The organism is Paenibacillus sp. JQZ6Y-1 (assembly GCF_040719145.1).
Classification (GTDB): Bacteria; Bacillota; Bacilli; order Paenibacillales; family Paenibacillaceae; genus Saccharibacillus; species Saccharibacillus kandeliae.
In genome coordinates this window covers 17078-41745 of the sequence record NZ_JBFDUZ010000008.1, presented here as the reverse complement: position 1 = coordinate 41745, position 24668 = coordinate 17078, and the positions used below count along the sequence as shown (strand labels likewise).

The 24668-nt window shown below is 48.0% G+C and carries 23 protein-coding genes and 2 other annotated features; all 23 genes read right to left on the bottom strand.

The features are described 5' to 3' along the window. Window positions 1–34: 34 nt before the first annotated feature. Complete coding sequence (gene rpsL, locus ABXR35_RS22910; RefSeq protein WP_188777916.1) at window positions 35–454, bottom strand: 30S ribosomal protein S12; 420 nt, start codon at window positions 452–454, stop codon at window positions 35–37. 137 nt (window positions 455–591) lie between these two features. Continuing rightward, complete coding sequence (locus ABXR35_RS22905; protein ID WP_367064390.1) at window positions 592–840, bottom strand: ribosomal L7Ae/L30e/S12e/Gadd45 family protein; 249 nt, start codon at window positions 838–840, stop codon at window positions 592–594. Between the two features lie 276 nt (window positions 841–1116). After that, window positions 1117–4731, bottom strand: coding sequence for a DNA-directed RNA polymerase subunit beta' (gene rpoC, locus ABXR35_RS22900; protein ID WP_367064389.1), 3615 nt, complete (start codon window positions 4729–4731; stop codon window positions 1117–1119). Between the two features lie 153 nt (window positions 4732–4884). Continuing rightward, entirely contained in the window at window positions 4885–8430 is a 3546-nt protein-coding gene (gene rpoB, locus ABXR35_RS22895; protein ID WP_367064387.1) for a DNA-directed RNA polymerase subunit beta, read from the bottom strand. 428 nt (window positions 8431–8858) lie between these two features. Continuing rightward, complete coding sequence (locus ABXR35_RS22890) at window positions 8859–9455, bottom strand: class I SAM-dependent methyltransferase (protein ID WP_367064386.1); 597 nt, start codon at window positions 9453–9455, stop codon at window positions 8859–8861. Between the two features lie 90 nt (window positions 9456–9545). Then, window positions 9546–9908: a 50S ribosomal protein L7/L12 gene (gene rplL, locus ABXR35_RS22885; RefSeq protein ID WP_367064385.1), complete on the bottom strand. Its 363-nt coding sequence runs from the start codon at window positions 9906–9908 to the stop codon at window positions 9546–9548. Between the two features lie 93 nt (window positions 9909–10001). Next, window positions 10002–10505, bottom strand: coding sequence for a 50S ribosomal protein L10 (gene rplJ / locus ABXR35_RS22880; RefSeq protein WP_367064384.1), 504 nt, complete (start codon window positions 10503–10505; stop codon window positions 10002–10004). A 70-nt stretch (window positions 10506–10575) separates the two neighbouring features. Next, window positions 10576–10742, bottom strand: a sequence feature (ribosomal protein L10 leader region). 76 nt (window positions 10743–10818) lie between these two features. Then, entirely contained in the window at window positions 10819–11511 is a 693-nt protein-coding gene (rplA, locus tag ABXR35_RS22875; protein ID WP_367064383.1) for a 50S ribosomal protein L1, read from the bottom strand. A 108-nt stretch (window positions 11512–11619) separates the two neighbouring features. Further along, window positions 11620–12045 carry a 50S ribosomal protein L11 gene (gene rplK, locus ABXR35_RS22870; protein WP_026136396.1) on the bottom strand — a complete coding sequence of 142 codons (426 nt, stop codon included), beginning with the start codon at window positions 12043–12045 and terminating at the stop codon, window positions 11620–11622. 167 nt (window positions 12046–12212) lie between these two features. After that, entirely contained in the window at window positions 12213–12746 is a 534-nt protein-coding gene (gene nusG / locus ABXR35_RS22865; protein WP_367064382.1) for a transcription termination/antitermination protein NusG, read from the bottom strand. A 22-nt stretch (window positions 12747–12768) separates the two neighbouring features. Next, a complete protein-coding gene (secE, locus tag ABXR35_RS22860; protein WP_367064381.1) occupies window positions 12769–12960 on the bottom strand; it encodes a preprotein translocase subunit SecE in 192 nt (63 codons plus the stop codon). A 352-nt stretch (window positions 12961–13312) separates the two neighbouring features. Beyond that, complete coding sequence (gene sigH / locus ABXR35_RS22855; protein ID WP_367064380.1) at window positions 13313–13960, bottom strand: RNA polymerase sporulation sigma factor SigH; 648 nt, start codon at window positions 13958–13960, stop codon at window positions 13313–13315. Window positions 13961–14146: 186 nt separating this feature from the next. Next, the gene (locus ABXR35_RS22850; RefSeq protein WP_367064379.1) at window positions 14147–14671 is read right to left on the bottom strand and encodes an NYN domain-containing protein; all 525 of its coding nucleotides are present in this window, start codon (window positions 14669–14671) and stop codon (window positions 14147–14149) included. Window positions 14672–14675: 4 nt separating this feature from the next. Next, entirely contained in the window at window positions 14676–15422 is a 747-nt protein-coding gene (gene rlmB / locus ABXR35_RS22845; RefSeq protein WP_367064378.1) for a 23S rRNA (guanosine(2251)-2'-O)-methyltransferase RlmB, read from the bottom strand. A 126-nt stretch (window positions 15423–15548) separates the two neighbouring features. Next, window positions 15549–15992: a Mini-ribonuclease 3 gene (locus ABXR35_RS22840; protein WP_367064377.1), complete on the bottom strand. Its 444-nt coding sequence runs from the start codon at window positions 15990–15992 to the stop codon at window positions 15549–15551. 16 nt (window positions 15993–16008) lie between these two features. Then, complete coding sequence (cysS, locus tag ABXR35_RS22835) at window positions 16009–17406, bottom strand: cysteine--tRNA ligase (RefSeq protein ID WP_367064375.1); 1398 nt, start codon at window positions 17404–17406, stop codon at window positions 16009–16011. A gap of 99 nt (window positions 17407–17505) precedes the next feature. Next, on the bottom strand, window positions 17506–18186 hold the full coding sequence (gene cysE / locus ABXR35_RS22830; RefSeq protein ID WP_367064374.1) for a serine O-acetyltransferase: 681 nt from the start codon (window positions 18184–18186) through the stop codon (window positions 17506–17508). A gap of 55 nt (window positions 18187–18241) precedes the next feature. Continuing rightward, window positions 18242–18560, bottom strand: a binding site (T-box leader). Between the two features lie 103 nt (window positions 18561–18663). Continuing rightward, window positions 18664–20127 carry a glutamate--tRNA ligase gene (gene gltX / locus ABXR35_RS22825; protein WP_367064373.1) on the bottom strand — a complete coding sequence of 488 codons (1464 nt, stop codon included), beginning with the start codon at window positions 20125–20127 and terminating at the stop codon, window positions 18664–18666. A gap of 94 nt (window positions 20128–20221) precedes the next feature. Beyond that, complete coding sequence (gene ispF, locus ABXR35_RS22820) at window positions 20222–20701, bottom strand: 2-C-methyl-D-erythritol 2,4-cyclodiphosphate synthase (RefSeq protein ID WP_367064372.1); 480 nt, start codon at window positions 20699–20701, stop codon at window positions 20222–20224. Then, on the bottom strand, window positions 20698–21396 hold the full coding sequence (gene ispD / locus ABXR35_RS22815; RefSeq protein ID WP_367064371.1) for a 2-C-methyl-D-erythritol 4-phosphate cytidylyltransferase: 699 nt from the start codon (window positions 21394–21396) through the stop codon (window positions 20698–20700). The genes ispF and ispD overlap by 4 nt, the downstream gene beginning before the upstream one ends. Window positions 21397–21600: 204 nt before the next feature. Beyond that, a complete protein-coding gene (locus ABXR35_RS22810; protein WP_367064370.1) occupies window positions 21601–22686 on the bottom strand; it encodes a PIN/TRAM domain-containing protein in 1086 nt (361 codons plus the stop codon). Window positions 22687–22796: 110 nt separating this feature from the next. Next, the gene (gene pssA, locus ABXR35_RS22805; RefSeq protein ID WP_367064369.1) at window positions 22797–23522 is read right to left on the bottom strand and encodes a CDP-diacylglycerol--serine O-phosphatidyltransferase; all 726 of its coding nucleotides are present in this window, start codon (window positions 23520–23522) and stop codon (window positions 22797–22799) included. A gap of 60 nt (window positions 23523–23582) precedes the next feature. Then, window positions 23583–24659 carry a DNA integrity scanning diadenylate cyclase DisA gene (disA, locus tag ABXR35_RS22800; RefSeq protein WP_367064368.1) on the bottom strand — a complete coding sequence of 359 codons (1077 nt, stop codon included), beginning with the start codon at window positions 24657–24659 and terminating at the stop codon, window positions 23583–23585. Window positions 24660–24668: the final 9 nt, after the last annotated feature.

The window sequence follows — 24668 nt, the reverse complement described above, 5'->3', positions numbered from 1 at the left end:
TCAATTATGCAGCGCAGTGATCTGCGCTAGCGAATTACTTTTTCTCTTTTGGACGTTTTGTACCATATTTCGAGCGAGCTTGCATGCGGTTGTTAACACCAGCAGTATCCAGTGCGCCACGAACGATATGATAACGAACCCCTGGTAAGTCTTTAACCCGGCCACCGCGTACGAGTACTACGCTGTGCTCTTGAAGGTTATGACCGATACCTGGAATGTAAGCAGTAACCTCGATACGGTTAGTTAAACGTACACGAGCATACTTACGAAGCGCGGAGTTCGGTTTTTTCGGAGTCATCGTACCTACACGAGTGCAGACACCACGTTTTTGTGGAGCACTCAGGTTTGTCTCTTGACGTTTCAGAGCGTTAAACCCTTTTTGCAGTGCAGGAGATTTCGATTTCTCGATTTTCGCTTGACGTCCTTTACGGACCAATTGATTAATAGTTGGCATTGTATTGCCACCTCCTTCCAATATGTTTGGCACTTTTGTAAACCGTCTGTTAAGCCCACAGACCCAGGCGGTTCATAAAAGAGCAAATGAAAAGTTCTTGCCTGCCATACGACCTGCAAAAACGTTCCTGACTTCCTTTATTTAAGAATGACAGCCATCGCACTGCCCACTTCGATACCGCATGCTTTGCCCAGTTCCTTCATCGTCTCCACATAGGTGACTTTGACGGAATGTTTGTTGCAAAGCTGTACGATTCGGGTGATCAGATGCTGTTCTGCATCCTGCGCAACATAGACTTCTTCAGCCTGTCCAAGTTCGACCATCCGCATTGTCTGCTTCGTGCCAATCTTGATGCGGGCATCCTGTAATCCTTTATCATTAGTCATCTTACGATTCCCTCCAAAAGAACAGGGATCAACGTTCTACTCACGCACCTTTGCTATAGTAGCATTATCATAGGCAAGGTGTCAATACATAAATCAATTGTAGCGAAAAGATTATTTCGTTTCAGTTCCCATTTCATTATCAACCACAAAACGGAAGCCCGACCAGAAAAAGGATTGCTCTTCTTTCTGGTCAGACTCTATTCTGTGTTGGCAGCTTCATAAACTGAAGTTACCAATAACCTGCTGCCGTATGCACAGCAGCAAGCTGTAGATCTACTACTCGACCGTTACAGTCTCCAGATTCTCTTCGTTTCCTTCGATTTGTTCCGGCTCTTCAAATTGAACGCTGCGGTAACGGTTCATACCTGTACCAGCAGGAATCAGCTTACCGATAATAACGTTCTCTTTCAGACCGAGCAGTTTGTCGACTTTACCTTTGATTGCAGCATCAGTCAGGACACGAGTAGTCTCCTGGAAGGATGCAGCAGACAGGAAGGAGTCAGTTTCCAGAGATGCTTTGGTAATACCGAGCAATACTGGTTTCGCAACGGCTGGCTCACGGTCAGCAATAATTGCCACTTTGTTAGCATCTTCGTATTCGTAGATGTCGACAAATGAACCTGGCAGCAGCGTTGTTTCCCCGTTATCGACGATACGGATTTTGCGCAGCATCTGTCTGATCATAACTTCAACGTGTTTATCGTTGATTTCTACACCCTGGTTACGATATACGCGTTGTACTTCTTGCAGGATGTAGTTTTGAACGCCACGGATACCTTTGATACGCAGCATTTCTTTCGGGTCGATCGAACCATCAGTCAGCTCGTCCCCTGCTTCGATTTCCATGCCTTCTCTTACTCTCAGGCGGGAACCGTAGGTAACGGAGTAAACTTTTGTTTCCGCTTCACCTTCAACCTCGATCTCACGACGGTCTTTAGCTTCACGGATTTCTTTCACGACGCCGTCGATCTCACTGATTGTCGCCTGACCTTTAGGGTTACGGGCTTCAAACAGCTCTTGGATACGCGGCAAACCTTGTGTAATATCGTCTCCGGCAACACCGCCGGTGTGGAATGTACGCATGGTGAGCTGTGTTCCTGGTTCACCGATGGATTGAGCAGCGATAATACCAACCGCTTCACCGATCTCAACGTGTTTACCAGTTGCCAAGTTACGACCGTAGCATTTTTTACATACGCCATGACGGGTACGGCAGCTCAGTACGGAACGAATCTGTACTTTGTTGATGCCAGCTGCAACGATTGCTTCCGCTTTATCGGAGTCAATCAGTTCGTTGCGGCCAACGATCACTTCGCCAGTTTCTGGGTGACGAACAGTTTCGAAGCAATAACGTCCTTCCAGACGATCGTACAGATCCTCGATAACCTCTTTACCGTCTTGGATACGTCCAACGATAAAGCCTTTGTCCGTTCCGCAATCGTCTTCGCGAACGATTACGTCTTGGGCAACGTCTACGAGACGACGAGTCAGGTAACCGGAGTCAGCCGTACGAAGGGCTGTATCCGCCAGACCTTTACGCGCACCGTGAGTAGACAGGAAGTACTCGAGTACCGTCAGACCTTCACGGAAGTTCGATTTGATTGGGAGCTCGATGATCCGACCGGATGGGTTGGCCATCAGACCACGCATACCGCCCAGCTGGGTGATCTGCGATTTGTTACCACGGGCTTTGGAGTCAACCATGAGCATGATGGAGTTGTAACGATCCATCGATTTCATCAGGATGTCAGTCAGCTCGTCTTTGGTACGGGACCAAATTTCGATAACACGGTCATAACGCTCTTCATTTGTAATCAGACCACGACGGTACTGATTGGTGATAACAGCAACTTTTTTATCGGATTCAGCCAGCAATGCGGTTTTTTCCGGTGGAACGACAACGTCTGCCACACCAACGGTAATACCCGCACGAGTGGAATACGTGAAGCCCAGTTGCTTGATTTTATCCAAAATGACCGAAGTCAATGTTGTATGGTAGATCTCGAAGCAACGTGCAATGATTGTACCGAGGTATTCTTTGCCGACAGCGCCGGTTTGTGGAACAGCCTTCATGAATTCCAGTACGTTTGTACCTTTTTCATAGATGAAGTAGTGATCCGGGATACCTTGATACAGGTTGGCACGAGTTGGTTCGTTGATATACGGGAAGGACTCAGGGAAGATCTCGTTAAAGATAATCCGTCCAACCGTAGTGATCAGCATACCTGTTTGCTGCTTGTCAGTGAAGCTGGTTTTACCCAGTGCACTTGCCGGAATAGCAACACGAGCATGCAGGGAAGCTGTGCCACGTTGGTACGCGGATACGGCTTCGTTAACGGTACGCAGAATCATACCAGCGCCTTTGGCTTCCATGTTATCCATAGTCAGATAGTAGGAGCCGAGGACCATATCCTGGGATGGTGTAACAACCGGTTTACCGTCTTTAGGGTTCAAGATGTTACCGGATGCCAGCATCAGCAGGCGTGCTTCCGCTTGTGCTTCCGCAGACAATGGAACGTGAACCGCCATTTGGTCACCGTCAAAGTCAGCGTTGTATGCTGTACATACGAGTGGATGCAGACGGATCGCGCGACCTTCAACCAGAATCGGTTCAAATGCTTGGATACCGAGTCTATGCAGCGTCGGTGCACGGTTCAGCAGAACTGGATGTTCTTTGATAACTTCTTCCAGCACGTCCCACACCTCAGGGCTTACGCGTTCAACCTTGCGCTTCGCACTCTTGATGTTGTGTGCCAGACCTTTGTTAACCAGCTCTTTCATTACGAAAGGCTTGAACAGTTCCAGTGCCATTTCTTTTGGAAGACCACATTGGTACATTTTCAGGTAAGGACCTACGACGATAACCGAACGACCAGAATAGTCGACACGTTTACCGAGCAAGTTTTGACGGAAACGACCCTGTTTACCTTTCAGCATGTGGCTGAGGGATTTCAGAGGACGGTTACCCGGACCAGTTACTGGACGTCCACGACGACCGTTATCGATCAGAGCATCGACTGCTTCTTGCAGCATACGTTTCTCGTTTTGTACGATAATGTCAGGAGCGCCCAGATCAAGCAGGCGTTTCAGACGGTTGTTACGGTTGATAACACGACGATACAGATCATTCAGGTCAGATGTTGCAAAACGTCCGCCATCCAGCTGTACCATTGGACGGATTTCCGGTGGAATAACCGGCAGTACGTCCATGATCATCCAATCTGGGGAGTTGCCAGAATTACGGAATGCTTCGATAACTTCAAGGCGTTTGATCGCACGGTTGCGACGTTGACCTTGAGCAGTACGCAGCTCTTCACGCAGGAATTCCAGTTCTTTGTCCAGATCGAGATCTTGAAGCAGTTTTTTGATCGCTTCCGCACCCATGCCTGCTTGGAATCCGTAGCCGTATTTTTCACGGTAGCTGCGGTATTCTTTTTCGGACAGCAGTTGTTTCTTTTCCAGTGGTGTCTCGCCTGGATCGGTAACAACGTAGGATGCAAAGTAAATAACTTCTTCCAGGGAACGTGGGGACATGTCCAGTGCCAGACCCATACGGCTCGGGATACCTTTGAAGTACCAGATATGCGATACAGGTGCTGCCAGTTCGATATGACCCATGCGCTCACGACGTACTTTAGCGCGTGTTACTTCAACGCCACAACGGTCACAAACGACCCCTTTGTAACGTACGCGTTTGTATTTACCGCAATGGCACTCCCAGTCTTTGGTTGGTCCGAAAATGCGTTCGCAGAACAGACCGTCCTTTTCCGGTTTGAGCGTACGGTAGTTGATTGTCTCCGGTTTTTTAACTTCTCCGCGGGACCAAGAACGAATTTTGTCTGGGGAAGCAAGCCCAATTTTCATAAATTCGAAATTGTTAACGTCTATCAAGAGACACCCCTCCTAAGGCCAAATCCTATTTATTGTAAAGCTCTGTATTCCGCACAAAACCCAATGCACCGTCCGACGAATGAGGCTGAACCGGAATACCTCCGGTTCGCCTGCATCTGTCATCGGACAATGTTGGGAATATGACAAGTGATATTAATCTACGCCGACTTCGGAGCCTTCCAAGTTCAGGCTCAGTTTATCATTGGTGTTTTCCTCTTCGTCATCCAGCTCTTTCATCTCAATTTCGTTTTCTTCCTCATTGAGAATCTTAACGTCCATACCCAAGCTTTGCAGCTCCTTGATCAATACTTTGAACGATTCAGGAACGCCCGGTTCAGGAACGTTTTCGCCTTTGACGATCGATTCGTACGTTTTTACACGACCAACGACATCATCGGATTTGACTGTAAGGATCTCTTGCAGGGTGTATGCAGCGCCGTAAGCTTCCAGCGCCCAAACTTCCATCTCACCGAAACGCTGACCACCGAACTGAGCTTTACCACCCAGCGGCTGTTGCGTAACGAGAGAGTAAGGACCAGTGGAACGGGCATGGATTTTATCATCGACCATGTGGGCGAGTTTGATCATGTGCATGACACCGACAGTGACTTCACGCTCAAACTCATCACCAGTTCTGCCATCGTAAAGAACGGTTTTACCGTTACGCTGCATACCGGCTTCTTCCATAGTGTCAAATACATCGTACTCGTTCGCGCCATCGAATACCGGTGTAGCGACATGAATACCAAGCTTCATGGCTGCCATACCGATGTGGACTTCCAGGATCTGACCGATGTTCATACGGGAAGGTACGCCCAGCGGGTTCAGTACAACCTGTACAGGTGTACCGTCCGGCATAAACGGCATATCTTCTTCCGGCAGAATACGGGCTACGACCCCTTTGTTACCGTGACGTCCGGCCATTTTATCGCCTTCGGAGATTTTACGTTTTTGCGCGATGTAGACACGTACCAGATGGTTTACACCCGGTGGCAATTCGTCACCGTTTTCTCTGGTAAATACTTTTACGTCTACAACGATACCGTCAGTACCGTGAGGTACTCTCAGGCTGGTGTCGCGAACTTCGCGAGCTTTCTCACCGAAGATTGCGTGCAGGAGACGTTCTTCCGCAGTCAGTTCGGTTACACCTTTCGGAGTAACTTTACCAACGAGGATATCGCCAGCAGCGATCTCAGCACCGATGCGGATAATACCGCGCTCGTCGAGGTTTTTCAACGCGTCTTCACCGACGTTCGGGATGTCGCGTGTAATTTCTTCAGGTCCGAGTTTGGTATCGCGGGCTTCGGATTCGTATTCCTCGATATGGATCGAAGTGTATACATCCTCTTTGACCAGCTTCTCGCTCAGCAGGATCGCATCCTCGTAGTTATAACCTTCCCAGGTCATAAATGCGACGACAACGTTACGGCCGAGTGCGATCTCGCCCATCTCCGTGGAAGGACCGTCTGCCAGGATATCGCCTTTTTTGACAATATCGCCAGTTTTAACGATCGGACGTTGGTTGATGGACGTACCTTGGTTCGAACGCATAAATTTGTGTAATTTATACTTAACAAGGTCGCCTTTGACTTCTTTGCCATCTACGTTCTCAATACGGCGCAGCGTAATTTCGCTGGCTGTAGAACGCTCGATGATACCGTCAAACTTCGTAACGATACATACGCCGGAGTCTTTTGCAGCTTTGTGTTCCATACCCGTACCGACCAGAGGCGCCTTCGGAATAAGCAGTGGCACCGCCTGACGCTGCATGTTGGAACCCATGAGCGCACGGTTGGAGTCATCGTTTTCCAGGAACGGAATGAGTGCTGTTGCCACGGACACAACCTGTTTAGGAGATACGTCCATGTAGTCAACGCGCTCACTTGGCATAGGGAGAATGTTATCTGCCTGTTTGTTATAACGGACGATAACCATCTCATCTGCAAAGGAGCCGTCTTCTGTCAGCTGCGCATTCGCCTGAGCGATTACATAGTTGTCCTCTTCATCGGCTGTCATATAGTCGATATGCTCGGTTACGCGATGCGTTTTCGGGTCAACACGACGATATGGAGCTTCGATAAAGCCGTACTCGTTAATACGAGCAAAGGTGGACAAGGAGTTAATCAGACCGATGTTCGGTCCCTCTGGTGTCTCGATTGGACACATACGACCGTAATGACTTGGATGGACGTCGCGGACTTCAAAGCCTGCGCGCTCACGCGTCAAACCACCGGGTCCGAGTGCGGACAGACGACGTTTGTGCGTCAGTTCGCCCAGCGGATTCGTTTGGTCCATAAACTGGGACAGCTGGGAGCTACCAAAGAACTCTTTGATCGATGCAATAACCGGACGTATGTTGATCAGTGCCTGTGGTGTGATGACGTTAGCATCCTGAATCGACATTCTCTCACGAACCACACGTTCCATACGGGACAAACCGATACGGAATTGGTTCTGAAGCAATTCACCTACGGAACGCAGACGACGGTTACCCAGATGGTCAATATCGTCGGTATCGCCGATACCTTGAAGCAGGTTCAAGAAGTAGCTGATCGATGCGATAATATCAGCTGGTGTGATGTTTTTGACGGATTTGTCGATGATACCGTTAGCGATAACCGATACTACTTTGCCATCTTCCAATGGGGAGAAGACACTGATGTTTTGCATCGGAATATCATTGGCATCCAGAACGCCGCCAGCTACATGATACGTTTTGAAATTCAGGTCGCCTTCCAGATATGGCATGATTTCGTCCAACAGACGACGATCTACCACTTGGCCAGCTTCCGCAATAATTTCGCCAGTATTTGTATCAATCAGCGTCTCAGCCAGCCTTTGGTTGAAGAGACGATTTTTGATATGCAGCTTTTTGTTGATTTTGTAACGACCAACATTCGCCAGATCATAGCGTTTTGGATCGAAGAAGCGTGCTACGAGCAGGCTTTTTGCGTTATCCAGTGTTGGTGGCTCGCCCGGACGAAGACGCTCGTAAATCTCGATCAGCGCTTTCTCGGTAGAGTCGGTGTTGTCTTTATCTAAAGTGTTGCGGATATATTCGTCATTGCCGAGCAGGTCCAAAATTTCAGCATCGCTGCCGAATCCGAGTGCGCGCAGCAGGACAGTTACTGGAATCTTACGGGTACGGTCAATACGGACGTAAACAATGTCCTTCGCATCCATTTCCAGTTCCAGCCATGCACCGCGGTTAGGAATAACGGTAGCTGTATATGATGTTTTACCATTTTTATCGACTTTAGTGCTGAAATAGACGCTGGGAGAGCGAACCAACTGGCTGACAATAACCCGTTCTGCACCGTTGATAATAAAGGTGCCGGTTTCCGTCATCAGCGGGAAATCACCCATGAATACTTCCTGCTCTTTGACTTCACCCGTTTCCTTGTTGATGAGACGGACTTTGACCCGCAGTGGAGCTGAATACGTAACGTCGCGCTCTTTTGCGTCGTCTACTGTATATTTAGGCTCACCCAGGCTGTAGTCGATGAACTCAAGCACCAGATTGCCAGTGAAATCCTGAATTGGCGAGATATCCTGGAACATTTCACGCAATCCTTCATCCAAAAACCACTGATAAGATTTTTGTTGGATTTCGATCAGGTTTGGTACTTCAAGAACTTCGTTAATTCGTGCATAACTTCGCCGAGTGCGTCGACCATATTGAACAAGATGTCCTGCCAACTTATACTCACCCCTTAATGTCTACTCACTTAAAAATTTCATTGCGAACTGCTGTTTGGATCACGTATAATAAGTTCATAACACAGAAGTTCACACCCACAAATAGAGAAAAGCCCTTATCGAAATGGTTCGAAAAAAGAGCACCATCAGCTATCAACGGATGTGATCCAGCGTCTACACTTGCAATTCCGGTTGAAATTCACCGAAAGAACGATTATTATACGTTTATGGGCAATATTAAACACCCTTTATAGTGCATAATTTTCGACATTTGCAGAAAACTAAAGCCAAAAAGGGCATCTTAATACTGACATTTCATAATAATATCATATTAAGCTTATGCAGTCAACTATACTGTTTCACAATTATTGCCCATTTCATTTCTGAATGGATCAAGCCTGTTCACCCTTGCCCGGTGATCAGGTTTTTTATTTGGTCGCTTTGAAGATGCGATACCCTTTATCCTTGGTTACTTCTTCTACCTCATCAAACAACTGCTCCAGCTTTGCCCAGGCTGATGGTGCGCCCTGCTTTTTCTGGATGACGATCCAGAGCGAACCGCCCGGATTCAGATGCTCATATGCTTGTTCAAAGATCGAATGCACGGTTTCTTTACCTGCACGGATCGGTGGATTGGTAATAACCACGTCAAAGGATTGTCCCGCAACAGCTTCCAAACGGTCACTGACTTTAACTTCCACGTTATCAATGTTATTCAGTCTGGCATTTTCCCGTGCAAGCTGTACAGCACGCTCATTCACATCCAGCATCGTAACATGTCCCTTTGGTGCAAGAATCGCTGCTGACAGCCCCATGGGACCATAGCCACATCCTACATCCAATACGTTGGCGTCCTCTGGGATGTGCAGTGCCTCAATCAATACGCGGCTACCATAATCAATTCCTGTTTTGGAAAAGACACCCGAATCACTGACAAAGGTAAACTTCCGTCCGCGCAGCTCTGTCTCGAGCTTGCGACGTTCGTGTGCAGCTCCCGGTTGACTGGAATAATAATGATCTCCCATATCATTCCCTCACCCTTTCCTTGTTCCTTTTTTACAAAACAAACCCCTTGAACGAATTCAAGGGGTTTGTAAGAAACAAGAGAAACTCTCTTATTTCAATTCTACAGATGCGCCAGCTTCTTCCAGTTTTGCTTTGATGGATTCAGCTTCTTCTTTAGCAACGCCTTCTTTGATTGCTTTAGGAGCGTTGTCTACTACTTCTTTAGCTTCTTTCAGACCCAGACCAGTTACTTCGCGAACTGCTTTGATTACGTTGATTTTGGAAGCACCAGCGGAAGTCAGTACTACATCAAACTCAGTTTGCTCAGCTTCTGCTGCTGCGCCGCCGCCAGCTGCTGCTGCTACTGGAGCTGCTGCAGTTACGCCGAATTCTTCTTCGATTGCTTTTACCAGATCGTTCAGTTCCAGTACAGTCATGCCTTTGATGGCTTCAAGGATTTGCTCTTGACTCATTTATAAACCCTCCATGTTGGTTTTATTTGGATTTGTTTTGGCTGTATCAGCCTGTTTTACGCCACATGGGCGTGAGGCAGAAGGAACAGTCGCTTACGCGCTTTGCTCTTCTTTCTCGGATACTGCTTTAACTGCCAGTGCGAAGTTGCGAACTGGAGCTTGAAGTACGCTAAGCAGCATGGACAAGAGACCTTCGCGGGATGGCAGTGCTGCCAGCGCTTTGATTTCGTCCGCGCTTACTACGCGACCTTCTACAACGCCGCCTTTCAGTTCAAGCGCATCGTTGGTTTTAGCAAAGTCGTTCAGAATTTTAGCTGCGATTACTGCATCGTCTTTACTGAAAGCGATAGCGGTAGGACCGCTCAGCACTTCGTTCAGTTCAGTCAATTCAGCAGACTCAGTTGCGCGGCGAACCAGTGTATTTTTCAATACCTGGAACTCAACGCCAGCTTCACGCAGTTGTTTGCGCAATTCTGTAACTTGAGCTACGTTCAGACCACGATAGTCAGCTACAACAGTCGATACGCTCTCGCGCAGTTTTGCTGCTACTACTTCTACCGCTTCCTGTTTTGCCTGGATTACTTTTGCGTTTGCCAAGTGTGGACACCTCCTGATCGTATTCTTGCTTTTCCGTACACCCCTGAATGAGCTGCGAAAAAGTGTTCCTACGGGCATTAAAAAAGCCCCCGTAGAATCACGAAGGCTTGATAAGGCGGAATGGATCGGCTGCCACCTAAGCGACAACCGTTCATCCCGTTATTCTATCAGAACACCTCGGTAGGAAATTAAGCCGCAAGCGGCACCTACTGTCTACGGTTAAACGTATTCGAATGTAATAGCACAAACAAAGTTCGTACGTAATCACAACTTTTACAGATTATCAAATGCGTTGACAGATGTCAACACTTAATTATCTGTAAGTTGCAGCGTTTACGCGCGCGCTTGGTCCCATTGTGGAAGATACCGCAATGTTTTTCAGGTAAACACCTTTTGCCGCAGCTGGTTTAGCGCGGTTCAGAGCGTCAACGAGAGCTTTGAGGTTCTCGTTCAGTTGCTCTTCAGTGAAGGAAACTTTACCGATTGGCGCGTGAATTTGTCCTGCTTTGTCCAGACGGTATTCGATTTTACCAGCTTTGATTTCTTGAACAGCTTTGGTAACGTCGAATGTAACTGTACCTGCTTTAGGGTTAGGCATCAGACCTTTACCACCCAGCAGACGACCCAGTTTACCAACTTCGCTCATCATGTCCGGCGTAGCTACGCAGACATCAAATTCGAACCATCCTTGTTGGATTTTGTTGATCATGTCCTGATCGCCTACGAAGTCAGCGCCAGCAGCTTCCGCTTCTTTTGCTTTTTCGCCTTTTGCGAATACGAGAACACGTTGAGTTTTACCAGTACCGTGTGGCAGTACAACTACGCCACGAACAGCTTGGTCTTGTTTACGAGGGTCAACACCCAGACGTACTGCTGCTTCAACAGTTTCGTCGAATTTTGCAGTAGCTGCCTTTTTAACCAAAGCAACTGCTTCAGTTGGCTCGTAAGTAGCTTCGCTGTCAATCAGCTTAACAGCTTCCAGATACTTTTTACCATGTTTAGCCATTTAATATTCCTCCTTTGTGGTATTAGCGGATATTCCTCCCACATATGTCAAATCATACGATTCGGCATAGACTGCCTCCCGAAGGAGTGCAGTAAAAACTAATAAAAATTAGTCTTCGATTGTGATACCCATGCTACGTGCTGTACCTTCAACCATCAACATTGCTGCTTCGATCGAAGCTGCGTTCAGGTCAGGCATTTTTTGTTCAGCAATTTCACGAACTGCAGAACGTTTCACAACTGCAACTTTCTTCTTGTTCGGTTCGCCAGATCCTTTTTCGATCTTAGCAGCCACTTTCAGAAGAACTGCAGCCGGTGGAGTTTTAGTGATGAAAGTGAAAGAACGATCTTCAAACACTGTGATCTCAACCGGAATGATCAAACCTGCTTGATCTGCTGTACGAGCGTTGAATTCTTTACAGAATGCCATGATGTTGACACCTGCTTGACCCAATGCCGGACCTACTGGAGGAGCCGGGTTCGCTTTACCAGCTGGGATTTGCAGTTTTACCATTTTGATTACCTTTTTAGCCATGTAAAACACCTCCTTGCGAATAGTGGTAGACGGACATCGCTGCCCTCCCACGAAAAACGCCGCAATTGCGGGCTTGCGCCGCACAGACTGCGGTAAAACCGGAAGCACCGGTCAGAATCAAAACAGATCGCTCTGTTCCAATCCCCTGTGTCATCCTAGAAACCAGCTTATATCTTTTCCACTTGAGTATAATCCAGCTCAAGCGGGGTTTCCCGTCCGAACATGTTAACATGCACTCTGAGCTTACTCTTCTCAACCAAGATTTCTTCCACGGAGCCAACAAAATTCGCAAACGGTCCAACTTTGATGCGTACGGATTCTTTGATGTCGAAGTCGATATTCTCCTTCGGCTCTTCCATACCCATATGTTTGAGAATCTGTTCCACTTCTTCTGGCAGCAGCGCAGTCGGCTTAGAGCCTGAACCTGTTGAACCGACAAAGCCGGTCACACCAGGAGTATTGCGTACTACATACCAAGAATCATCGGTCTGGATCATTTCAACAAGCACATAACCGGGGTAAACTTTACGCATGACAGTTTTTTTCTTACCGTCTTTGTTTACCAGCTCTTCTTCCATCGGAACAAGAACCCGGAAAATCTTGTCTTCCATGCCCATGGACTCAACGCGTTTTTCCAAATTGGCCTTGACCTTGTTTTCATACCCGGAATAGGTATGAACGACGTACCATCTTTTTTCCATATCAAGCCACCTGGAACCCTTCTTAAATTATCGCTTCGATCACAGCGGAAATGCCGATATCCAAAACCCAAAAATAAATGCCAACAAACAAAATCGTACCGATAACAATCAGTGTATAGTTTATCAGCTCTTTACGATTAGGCCAGCGAACCTTTTTAAGTTCAGCCCAGCTTTCGGAGAAAAAGGAAAACAAAGACTTGAAGCTTCGTGCCACGATTACACCTCCAAAAGACGATCAGGTACAAAGAATTATCCAGACTATACAGTCGGTTATATTCTTCATCCCCATGTGGTCAGGGTGGTTACGCATGTTCTCAGGCACGCCATTCTTCAAAGCATTTAAAGATTGGCACACTTAAAAACAGGCGATTTTTGGCCTACCTAAAACACTTTAGCACAGCACCCTTACCCTGTCAACGAATATTACTGTTTTGCTTTGCAAAAAAATAACATTTTTTGTTCTGTTCCGGCAACGGCATTTCCAGCGACCAGCGCTGTATTTTACAGGGAGACATACAAAATAAAAAAGACTCCGTCACAGAGTCTTCACTTGGTTGCTTGCGGCATTATTGTTCGTCCCGCACTTCAAGATACCGTTCCAGTTTGCGTTTGACACGCTGCAGTGCATTGTCGATAGATTTGACGTGGCGGCACAGATCGACCGCGATTTCCTGATAGGAACGTCCATCCAGATACAGCATTAGTACTTTGCGTTCCAGATCGCTCAGAATTTCGGACATCTTGTCTTCAAGACCCGTAAATTCCTCCTTGTTGATCACCAGTTCTTCAGGATCGGACATGGGCGAACCACAGATCACATCGAGCAGTGTACGGTCGGAATCTTCATCATAGATCGGTTTATCCAGAGAGACATAGGAGTTCAGCGGAATGTGCTTTTGCCGGGTGGCTGTTTTGATCGCCGTAATAATCTGACGAGTAATACACAGCTCGGCAAAGACTTTGAACGAAGACAGCTTATCGTTTTTGAAGTCGCGGATTGATTTATACAGGCCGATCATGCCTTCCTGTACAATATCCTCGCGGTCAGCACCGATCAGAAAATACGAACGGGCTTTGGCGCGGACAAAATTCTTATACTTGGTAATCAAGTACTCCAGCGCTTCGGAATCGCCATGACGGACAGCTTCCACAAGATCTTCATCGCTCTGGTAATCATATGGTGATACCATGATATCTTTGAGGTCGACACTCACAAACAATCCCTCCGGTTGCAACGCAAGGTCTCCGTTACCCTATAAAATATAGCATCAGTATATATTATGTAACCTCACATCGTCAACCGATTTTGCCCCATTTGACGGGAGATTACGCGCTTATTTACCGGATTCACCGTAAACCGGAACACAGGTTCGCAGATAAGCTGTCATCGGACTGACAGCCTATTCTCCCCTGCGCCATTTTTCAAACATTAGACGCTGCTGTGGATTGAGTTTGCCATCGAGCGTATTGCGATTGCTATCAAGTCGTTGCTCACGGATTCGCTGCCGAATCTCGCGTTCGCCGATCTGTACTTCGATCAATAGCTCACGTGCGGATATACGCAATGCGCCCTGACCGAAGATCACATGCTGCTCCGTCATATCGCTCGTCGCCACATAGATTTGTCTGCGTCGATGCTTCAATTGACCGACAAAACGCTCAATTGCCTCATCTGCCGTTTCCTTTTCCTTCGTAAAATACAGCTCCACGCGTCCTTGCTCGTACGATTTGCCTAATCCAGGAACTCGATAAGCATCAAATACGGCAACAACACGCTGCCCGGAAAAGGCCTGGTAATTCGCTAGCCGTTCCAGCAGTCGATCACGCGCCTCCTGAAGGCTATTTTCCGCCAGTTCCACCAGGTCGGGCCACGATCCGATCATGTTATAACCATCCACCAGCAGAACATCGCGGAGATCAGCCATATGCCTAACCCAGCGACTGACGGCGGCGGAGTACTTCGTACATGACCACACCAGCGGCAACGGACGCATTGAGCGAGTTGATCTGACCTTGCATCGGGAGCTTCACCAGTACATCGCATTTTTCGCGAATTAGTCTGCCCATGCCCTTGCCTTCGTTACCGATGACAACAGCAACCGGACCAGTGAATACGTCCGCTTGGTACAAACTACTATCGGTAGCAACATCTGTACCGACAACCCATACGCCTTGCTCCTTGAGACGATCAATCGTTTGTCCCAGATTCGTCACGCGTGCAACTGGCACATACTCTACTGCACCAGCGGATGTTTTGGATACGGTAGCGGTGATGCCTGCCGAGCGACGCTTCGGAATGATGACGCCGTGTACACCGGTGCAATCTGCTGTCCGCAGGATCGAGCCTAGGTTATGCGGATCTTCAATCTCATCCAGCAGCAGGATAAATGGCGCTTCGCCTTTTGCCTGTGCTGCTTCCAGGATGTCTTCTACCTCCGCGTATTCATAAGGTGCGGCTTGCGCGATAACGCCCTGATGCTGTACGCCCGGTACAAAGCTGTCCAGCTTGCGCTTGTCTACATATTGGATCACGATGCCCTTTTCGCGAGCTTCAGCGACTACGGGTTGCACTAAATTTTTCTGTGCGCCCTCGGCGATCCATATTTTATTGATGCTTCTGCCAGCGCGCAATGCTTCCGTTACGGAATGCTTACCGGCGATGTATTCTTCTTCCATCCTGTTTCCTCCTGTGTACTACTATTCACGTTGCTGCTTATTACCCGCTTTGCAGGTCACTGCATAGGGTAGTACATCGTTTTATTCTGTAGATTGGTTATCTGGTTCGCTGGAGCGAACACATGATCATTTTGGTTGCTGCTCTAAATGTTGAATGCCCGTAGTGATCAGCTCCAGAATGCGCTCTTGCTGTCCGCGATAATACAGATAGCCAAGCAGGCACTCCCATGCTGTCGCATATCGGTAATCCAGCACGCTAGCATTTTTCGGTACGGTGCCAGATTTGGCATTGCGTCCCTGACGAACAATGCTGGCTTCTTCGTCGGTCAGCATAGGCTCTACATGCAATAAAATACGCGCCTGCGCACCGGCGGAAACAAAGCCTGTTGACAACCGGTGCATATGATTAGGACGCAGATTTTTGCCGGACAATATATATTGCCTTACAGCGACTTCATGAATGGCATCGCCCATATAGGCTAGCGCCAGCGGTGGCAGCTGCTCCAACGGGCGAGAAGGCGGGAATGGAAACCAGCCTTGGAAAGATTGCTCCTGTTCTGAAGGGGTCATGGTGTCATTCCTCCCTTCATTTGCGGCGCCATCTCATACCCTGCGGCGTATCTTCAAGAATAATGCCCTGTGCAGATAGCAGATCGCGAATTTCATCGGAGCGCGCCCAATTTTTGTTGGTACGTGCTTCGACGCGTTCCGCGATGAGCTTCTCTACATCTTCGTCCAGCAGCTCTTCTTCTGCCCAGTACAGACGCAGCACTTCGTTCATTTCGTCAAACAGTGCCAACAATGCTTCCAGCGATTCTTGTTGTACCACATCGCGTTGCAGCAATTGGTTCGCTTCGTTCACCCATTCGAATACAGCGGTAATCGCATCTGGCGTATTGAAGTCATCCTGCATTTTTTCATGGAACAGGGCACGGATCTCGTCTACACGCACTGCCAGTTGCGCATCTACCGGAGAGACAGTATCCGAAGAGGACAGACGATGCTTCACGTTTTCTACGGCATTGGTGATACGCTCTACACTATTTTCTGCCTGCGTCATTGTATCGTCGGTATAGTTGAGCGGATTGCGATAGTGAGTGGATAGCATCAGATAACGGATTGCTGCTGGTTTGTGTGCGGCACGCAGGTCTTTGACCAGAATGCCGTTGCCAAGCGATTTGGACATTTTCTCATCGTCGATACGGATAAAGCCGTTGTGCATCCAGTAGTTGGACAGCGGCTTGCCAGTCACGGATTCGGATTGCGCGCATTCGCACTCATGGTGAGGGAATTGTAGATCTTGTCCACCGCCGTGAATGTCCAATGTATCGCCTAGATAATGGCGCGCCATCGCCGAGCACTCGATATGCCAGCCTGGACGACCGTTGCCCCAAGGACTTTCCCAGAAAATCTCGCCCGGCTTAGCTGCTTTCCATAACACAAAGTCTTCTGGATTTTCTTTGCGCTTGTCGACTTCAATGCGGATACCAAATTGCAGTTCGTCCAGCTTTTGATGAGACAATTGTCCATACTTCGAGAATTTGCGGGTACGGAAGTATACATCCCCTTCTTTGGCATATGCGTAGCCTTTGTCCACTAGTGTACTGATAAAGTCCAGAATGATGTCCATATTCTCAGTTACACGAGGATGAAGAGTCGCGCGGCGAATGCCCAGACCTTCCAGATCGGCAAAATAAGCATCGATAAAACGCTCCGCTACTTCGATGACGGTTGTATCCAGTTGCTCCGCCTTGCGAATCAGCTTGTCATCTACATCGGTAAAGTTCACTGCATAGTCTACTTTGTATTTTTGATTTTCCAGATAGCTACGTACGACATCAAAAAAGATCATCGGACGCGCATTACCAATATGAATATAGTCATACACGGTTGGACCGCATACATACATTTTCACTTCGCCAGGTATCTGACTAACAAACTCTTCTTTTTTGCGGCTCATGGTATTGTAAATTTGCAATGCCATACTGTCATCCCTTCCCTGTGTAAACGATATGTTTGGATTTCTACTTGATTATGATTATGGTCAAAGCTGCTATAGGCACCATGTTACCATACTCCGCACTTATGACGAATGACGGCTATGATCGCGACCAGCCATCAGTCTGTGGTCAATCTGACGTTGCTGCTGTTCCAGCTCTTGTTTGAGACGGTCAATCTCCGCTTGCAGCTCTGCCAAACGAGATGCGACTGGATCGGGCATCTGATGGCTGAGTCGATCAGCCCGCTTGCCATCCTGAATGACGATTTTGCCCGGAATACCAACAACGGTACTATTTGGCGGCACTTCGCGCAGTACGACGGAATTTGAGCCGATGTTAGAGTTAGAGCCAACGGAGAAGGAACCAAGCACTTTGGCACCCGAGCCGATCACGACGCTATTGCCGATGGTCGGATGGCGTTTGCCTTTCTCCTTGCCAGTACCACCCAGTGTGACCCCTTGGTAAATAACCACATCATCGCCGATCTCACAAGTTTCGCCAATCACCACACCCATGCCATGGTCAATGAATAGCCGCTTGCCGATCGTTGCACCGGGATGAATCTCAATACCAGTCATAAAACGACTCATCTGTGAAACAACCCGTGCAATCGTAAAACACTTTTTGCCATAAAACCAGTGAGCAAGCCGGTGTCCCCAGATTGCATGCAGTCCTGAATAGGTAAAGATGACTTCAAACCAGCCACGCGCAGCGGGATCATTATCGAACACGGCGCGGACATCGGATCTTAAATTGGTCAGCATTGGTTTACCTCTCCTTGCTTACGCTCATTAAAAAACGCCCCCGCAGCCCGAAGGCTGCAGAGGCGTCGATTTACGCGGTTCCACTCTGCTTAGGAAACTGGTCGATGCTGCACAATAGCGTATATCGGCAGATCAATCAGGTATCCCAACTTATGCAGTCCGTAACGTAAGACCAGACGGCAAAGCCTACTTATTTACGCTGCTCTTTTCTTCAAATTGAGTGAAAGACAGCGAAAATGTTCGGCTTTGCGGCTCACAGGTGCATGTTCAGTCTGTCCGAAGTGGATGATTCTCAGCCACCTGTTCTTTTACAACAGGGTCATCCTCTCTGGGACTTCGGTTTCAGACTTACTTTTCCTGCTCATTGCCATTATATAGATAAAATTAATTGCATGTAGATGATGATTACAATTGCTGCTTTAGGTGATCATTATAACGGACTGTGGCGGATTAAACAATATGCAATTCCGCCGACAATTAAGCGCCTTTGATCTGAGATTCAAGACGTTCAATAACACGATCACGTCCAAGCAGGTAAATGGTATGGTTCAGATCACGACCGTGCATTTCGCCAGTCAAGGCAACGCGGATCGGCATAAACAGCTGTTTGCCTTTATAGCCTGTTTCCTTTTGCACTTCTTTGATCAATGTCGCCGCTACGGTTGGGCTGAACTCATCCGATGCTTTGATTTTGTCCAGCAGCGCCTGCAAGACCGGTTTCACATGCTCCTCGCTCAGCAGTTGCTGACCTTCAGCATCCAGTTGCAGATGCGAACGGAAGAACATTTCGGACAGCGTTACGATATCGGAAGCAGCCACCAGTTGCTCTTGATACAATGCCACCAGATCATGCGCCCATGCTTGCTGTTCTTCGCTTAGTTCAGCTGGCAGACGACCTGCTTTTTGCAGATGCGGAATTGCCATTGCGGTAATGCGATCGGTATCTGCATTTTTGATGTACGTATTGTTCAGATGCGCCAGCTTGTTGGTATCGAACACTGCTGGGCTTTTGGACAGACGCTTCGCATTGAAAATACGGATCAGATCGTCATGCGAGAAGATTTCTTCTTCTCCTTCTGGCGACCAGCCCAGCAGGGCAATAAAGTTGAACAGTGCTTCTGGCAGATAACCCAGTTGATCATATTGCTCGATAAATTGAATGATCGATTCGTCGCGTTTGCTCAGCTTTTTGTGGTTTTCGTTGACGATCAGGGTCATATGACCAAATTGCGGTGGTTCCCAGCCCAGCGCTTCATAGATCATCAATTGACGCGGTGTATTGGAGACATGGTCTTCCCCACGCAGAACATGAGAAATCTCCATCAGATGGTCATCCAATGCAACGGCAAAGTTATACGTTGGAATGCCGTCTTTTTTAACAATAACAAAGTCACCGGTATCCTCAGTTGTAAAGGAGATTTCGCCTTTGACAATATCATTGAAGGTATACGTTTTGTTTTCCGGTACGCGGAAGCGAATGCTTGGAATGCGTCCTTCGGCTTCAAAAGCAGCGCGCTGCTCATCCGTCAGATCGCGGTGTTTGCCAGAATAGCGAGGCGTTTCGCCACGAGCAATCTGTTCTTCACGCTCTTGCTCTAACTCCTGCTCGGTGGAATAGCATTTGTATGCCAGCCCGCGATTCAGCAGGTCTTCCCAGTATGGACGATACAGATCCAGACGCTCCGTTTGACGATACGGACCATAGTTGCCGCCTACGTCGATACTTTCATCCCATTCGATACCAAGCCATTTGAGATAAGACAGCTGGTTCTCCTCGCCGCCCTCTACATTACGCTTCACATCGGTATCTTCAATACGGATAATAAATTTGCCACCTTGACTGCGGGCAAACAGATAATTAAATAGAGCGGTACGGGCGTTACCAATATGCAGGTGTCCAGTTGGACTTGGTGCATAACGTACGCGTATTTCATTCGACATCTTGATTTCCTCCTTGATTGGACAGTATTGCCATTCCAATACTGTTGTATGGCTGATTGCTCAGCTTAGGGTGTACTTCTATCGAATCGCTTGATTAGGATTCTTTGACGAGACAAATGACTGCTTGGGCAGCAATGCCTTCACCGCGACCCGCAAAGCCAAGCCATTCGGTTGTTGTTGCTTTCACGTTCACTTGATCGATCTCTGCTTCCAATACCGAAGCAATGACTTCTGCCATCTGTGGAATATAAGGAGCCATTTTCGGCTTTTGCGCAATAATCGTTGCATCGACATTGCCTAATACATAACCGCGCTCACGGATGAGTCCCCATACATGCTGCAGCAGTTTCACGCTATCTGCATCCTTGAATTCTGGATCGGTATCGGGAAAATGCTTGCCAATATCGCCTAGTGCCAATGCGCCAAGCGCTGCATCAGCAATCGTATGCAGCAGCACGTCTGCGTCGGAATGACCGAGCAGCCCTTTTTCATATGGAATGGTCACTCCACCAATGATGCACGGGCGGCCCTCGACCAGCTGATGCACATCAAATCCCTGACCTATACGAATCATGATAAATTCTCTCCCTTATGTGTCAATAAATAAGCGGCATAATCTAGATCATCCGGTGTCGTCAGCTTGATATTACTATAGCTGCCTTCTACCACTGTCACAGAAATACCAAGTCGCTCAACCAGCATCGCATCATCGGTACCGCGGAACTGCTGTTCTTCCGCTTGTCGATGTGCATTCCGCAAATCGGTTGAACGAAAGGTCTGCGGTGTCTGAATCGCCCATAATGTACTGCGATCCGGTGTACCTGTAATATGGAGCTGCTGATCCACCTGCTTGATCGTATCCTTGACTGGCACCGCCAATACAGAAGCACCATCGCGCTGCGCTGCTTCCAGACACTGCTCCATATGCTGCTCCGTAATAAATGGACGTACGCCGTCATGCACCATTACCCAGTCCGACTGGATATGCTCCAACCCACGGTATACGGATTCCTGACGATCATGCCCGCCGACGACAACGGCTTGGACTTTGTGCAGTCCATATTGCTGTACCCATTCTCGGCAGCGCTCCACATCTTCTGCTCCTGTAACGATGACGATCTCCTCCGCAACAGCCGAGCGTTCAAACACTTCCAGTGTATGTATAATAATCGGTTTATCCTGTAGCTTCAGATATTGCTTGCTCTCCACCGTACCCATGCGTGAGCCTTTGCCCGCTGCCACGACGATGATTCCAGCTGTGTTTGCCATAATCCCCATCCTTACCGGTTGCTGTCCGCGCCTGCATTGCTGCACGGCGTGCGAATCCCATTTCTTAATAATATACCCGGCAATACCAACAGCACAACAGGCAATACGTTTATGACAGACGCGTCTCCGTCTATGAACTGTACGGAGCATCGTGTTTTTGAAGGGAAACGCTGTTTAACGAATTATTCATAGGTCCTGCTTATCTTATTCTGAATGCTCCTCAGTATGCGGGCGAGCAAACACCATTTTACCATTAGACGTTTGTAATACACTGGTGACAATCACTTCTAGTTCTTGTCCGATATGATCCTTCCCCTGTTCCACTACGATCATCGTACCATCATCCAGATAAGCGATGCCCTGTCCGGGTTCCTTGCCAGCGCGAGTCATCTGTACATACAATAACTCACCTGCGATCAGCTGTGGCTTGAGCAGCGCAGCAAGACGGTTCACAGACAAGATACGAATACCATGTAGTTCAGCAATTTGCTGTAAATTACGGTCATTTGTAATCAAAGCAGCCTTACGTGCAGCCGCCAATTGCACCAAGCGCTCATCTGCACTCATAGTGTTAGAATAATGTGTGGATGCGACCTCTAACTCAATGCCCGACTGATCGCGCAATTTGGTAAGTGTATCTAGCCCTTTTTTGCCACGTTGTCGACGTAACGTATCAGCGGAATCGGCAATGGCTTGCAGTTCCTGTACGATAAAATCAGGTACAATCACGATTCCCTGCACAAAGCCGCAGGCGATAATGCCTTCAATTCTACCATCAATTGCGATATTCGCATCCATGATACTAATTGCAGGCATTCTCGATGCCATGAGATCAACCTCCTGCGCACCGTCCGGTAATTCCTTAACTACCTTCTCGCTATCCTTCGATATAGGCTGACCATAATCGGCAGTATATCGCACTCGGCGATGCTCTGGATATAACAGTTCTCCTGCGCGTTCATATCCAATACGCAGCCCTAAATAGCCTAGTGTCAGCATCAAAAAGGTTCGCACAATCTCATACACGCTTGGCCACCACGCAATCACCAGAGCACCAAGCCAGCCAATCAGCAAACCAATGAGCAAGCCAAACGATGCAGCCAGCACCTTTTCTGCTGGTAATGCTAACACCTGTACTCGCTGACGCTCAATCAGCACCAGCAGGCGGCGAATGAGCAATGACAGTAGTATCGCTGCTACTACGATCATTCCAATATGAATAGCCATTATTCCCGGAGTATCCGGCTTTCCTGCCAGCATTGCCATCCACGACATCCATTGTTCCATCATCTGTCCATCCCCTTTGATTGTAATAAAGTGCATAAAAAAAGCATTCATTCCCCTTTAGAAGTAGAGAAATAAATGCTTTTTCATTATCTATTTGCTGGGCCGTCGATCGCTTAGCGAAGCGATTCTTTGGAACGATTCTCATCATCACGACGGGCATGACGGCGCATCAGTCTTCGAATATTCTGTTTGAAGCCATACAGCGCATACGCTGCTAGCGGTACGAAGATCAGTTTGGATACCTGATCGGGGAACATGATTGCAATCACCACACCGGCAGCGACCACAACCGGAGCGAGCCAGAGGGCTTTTTTCGGAATACCGACTTTTTTGAAATTCGGATATTTCACCTGACTGACCATCAGATACGAGAGCATAAACGTACTGATAATCATATAGGGCGTAGAAACTTCATTATGGAATAGCGAGAGCGTTGCCAGTACACCACCAGCAGCTGGAATAGGCAATCCGGTAAAGTAACCCGGTACGCCGGCTTTGACATTAAATCTCGCCAGACGCATCGCTCCACACATCGGGAAAATCAGAGCAGCAGAGATCGCGAGAACTGGGTTAATGTCTTTGAATACCATATCGTACATGATGACGATTGGAGCTACACCAAATGAAACAAGGTCAGACAGGGAATCCAGTTCCTTCCCCAACTCGCTCTGCGCATTAAGCGCGCGTGCCATCCGTCCGTCCAGACCATCCATTAACATCGCCACAATAACCATGACTGCCGCAAGGCTGTAGTTATCGTGCAGCGCCAGTAAAATAGCCAACATTCCAAGTCCCAGGTTAAATAGCGTACACAGGTTTGGAATTGATTTTGTAATCATTTTGTCTTGTCACCTCAAAGATGGATATATTAACCAATTAACTCTACGATTCTATCGCTTTTAGATTTGTCTGTCAATAAATACTTGCTCCTGGATGCGTTCCAGACCGGCACGAATCGTACGTGCGCGTACTTCACCGATACCATCCACTTCATCCAGCTCATCAATGCTAGCAGAGATTACATGGTGTAGAGCGGCAAACCGTTCCACCAGATTATTAATAATCACATTCGGCAAACGTGGAATTTTGTTCAGCACACGGTAACCGCGTGACGGAACGACTTCCTCCGATTGGGCAGCTGCCATCGGATAGCCGAGCATTTTTACAATCTGGTTGACGTCCATTAGCTCATTATCGGTAATTCGCTTCAATCCGTTAACGATTTCGTCCAATCTTTCCTCGCTAATATCACGACCGTAATCTTTGAGCAGCAGACGGAACTCTTCTTCCGTATTGCCAACCAGCTCATCCATTTGCATGGAGATTAGACGACCTTCGGCGCCTAACTCGGTGACATAGCGACTGATCTCGGTTTGAATACGCAGCACCATTTCCACCCGTTGCACGACGCCGATCACCTCAGCAATTGTCACCATCTGCTCAAACTCGGAAGCGGTCAGGTTCGTCAATGCCTGCTTGAGCACGACCTGATACCGTTCCAGCGTCTGAATGGCTTGATTCGCTTTGGTCAAAATCACACCAATTTCCTTGAGTGCATAGCGCAGATTGCCTTTATACAGGGTGATAATATTCCGACGCTGCGAAATGGAAATCACTAGCTCGCCTGTCTGCTTGGCAACACGCTCTGCCGTCCGGTGACGAATCCCCGTCTCAATCGAGGAAATGGAGGAATCGGGAATCAACTGCGTATTCGCATACAGGATTCGCTTCAGATCATCGCTCAGGATGATCGCCCCATCCATTTTCGCCAGCTCGTACAAATAGTTGGGCGAAAATTCGCAATCGATGGAAAAGCCGCCATCGACCACATTCATTACTTGCGGTGTCGAACCAACAACGATCAGTCCGCCTGTTTTGGCACGTAGCACGTTTTCCAGACCGTCGCGAAATGCAGTACCGGGTGCAACCATTTTCAATAAACGATTTATTTTCTCAGCCTGGCTGAGCTCTTTCATCAACTGTTC

Excerpts from the sequence above, each read along its gene's own strand:
- rplL (WP_367064385.1), bottom strand. The coding sequence starts at position 9,908 with ATGAGTCAAGAGCAAATCCTTGAAGCCATCAAAGGCATGACTGTACTG.
- rplK (WP_026136396.1), bottom strand. The coding sequence starts at position 12,045 with ATGGCTAAAAAGGTAATCAAAATGGTAAAACTGCAAATCCCAGCTGGT.
- gltX (WP_367064373.1), bottom strand. The coding sequence starts at position 20,127 with ATGTCGAATGAAATACGCGTACGTTATGCACCAAGTCCAACTGGACAC.
- ABXR35_RS22905 (WP_367064390.1), bottom strand. The coding sequence starts at position 840 with ATGACTAATGATAAAGGATTACAGGATGCCCGCATCAAGATTGGCACG.
- ABXR35_RS22840 (WP_367064377.1), bottom strand. The coding sequence starts at position 15,992 with ATGACCCCTTCAGAACAGGAGCAATCTTTCCAAGGCTGGTTTCCATTC.
- rpsL (WP_188777916.1), bottom strand. The coding sequence starts at position 454 with ATGCCAACTATTAATCAATTGGTCCGTAAAGGACGTCAAGCGAAAATC.
- ABXR35_RS22850 (WP_367064379.1), bottom strand. The coding sequence starts at position 14,671 with ATGGCTGATCTCCGCGATGTTCTGCTGGTGGATGGTTATAACATGATC.
- ABXR35_RS22890 (WP_367064386.1), bottom strand. The coding sequence starts at position 9,455 with ATGGGAGATCATTATTATTCCAGTCAACCGGGAGCTGCACACGAACGT.
- nusG (WP_367064382.1), bottom strand. The coding sequence starts at position 12,746 with ATGGAAAAAAGATGGTACGTCGTTCATACCTATTCCGGGTATGAAAAC.
- cysE (WP_367064374.1), bottom strand. The coding sequence starts at position 18,186 with ATGCTGACCAATTTAAGATCCGATGTCCGCGCCGTGTTCGATAATGAT.
- rplA (WP_367064383.1), bottom strand. The coding sequence starts at position 11,511 with ATGGCTAAACATGGTAAAAAGTATCTGGAAGCTGTTAAGCTGATTGAC.
- cysS (WP_367064375.1), bottom strand. The coding sequence starts at position 17,406 with ATGGCATTGCAAATTTACAATACCATGAGCCGCAAAAAAGAAGAGTTT.
- ispD (WP_367064371.1), bottom strand. The coding sequence starts at position 21,396 with ATGGCAAACACAGCTGGAATCATCGTCGTGGCAGCGGGCAAAGGCTCA.
- disA (WP_367064368.1), bottom strand. The coding sequence starts at position 24,659 with ATGAAAGAGCTCAGCCAGGCTGAGAAAATAAATCGTTTATTGAAAATG.
- ispF (WP_367064372.1), bottom strand. The coding sequence starts at position 20,701 with ATGATTCGTATAGGTCAGGGATTTGATGTGCATCAGCTGGTCGAGGGC.
- rlmB (WP_367064378.1), bottom strand. The coding sequence starts at position 15,422 with ATGGAAGAAGAATACATCGCCGGTAAGCATTCCGTAACGGAAGCATTG.
- ABXR35_RS22810 (WP_367064370.1), bottom strand. The coding sequence starts at position 22,686 with ATGATGGAACAATGGATGTCGTGGATGGCAATGCTGGCAGGAAAGCCG.
- pssA (WP_367064369.1), bottom strand. The coding sequence starts at position 23,522 with ATGATTACAAAATCAATTCCAAACCTGTGTACGCTATTTAACCTGGGA.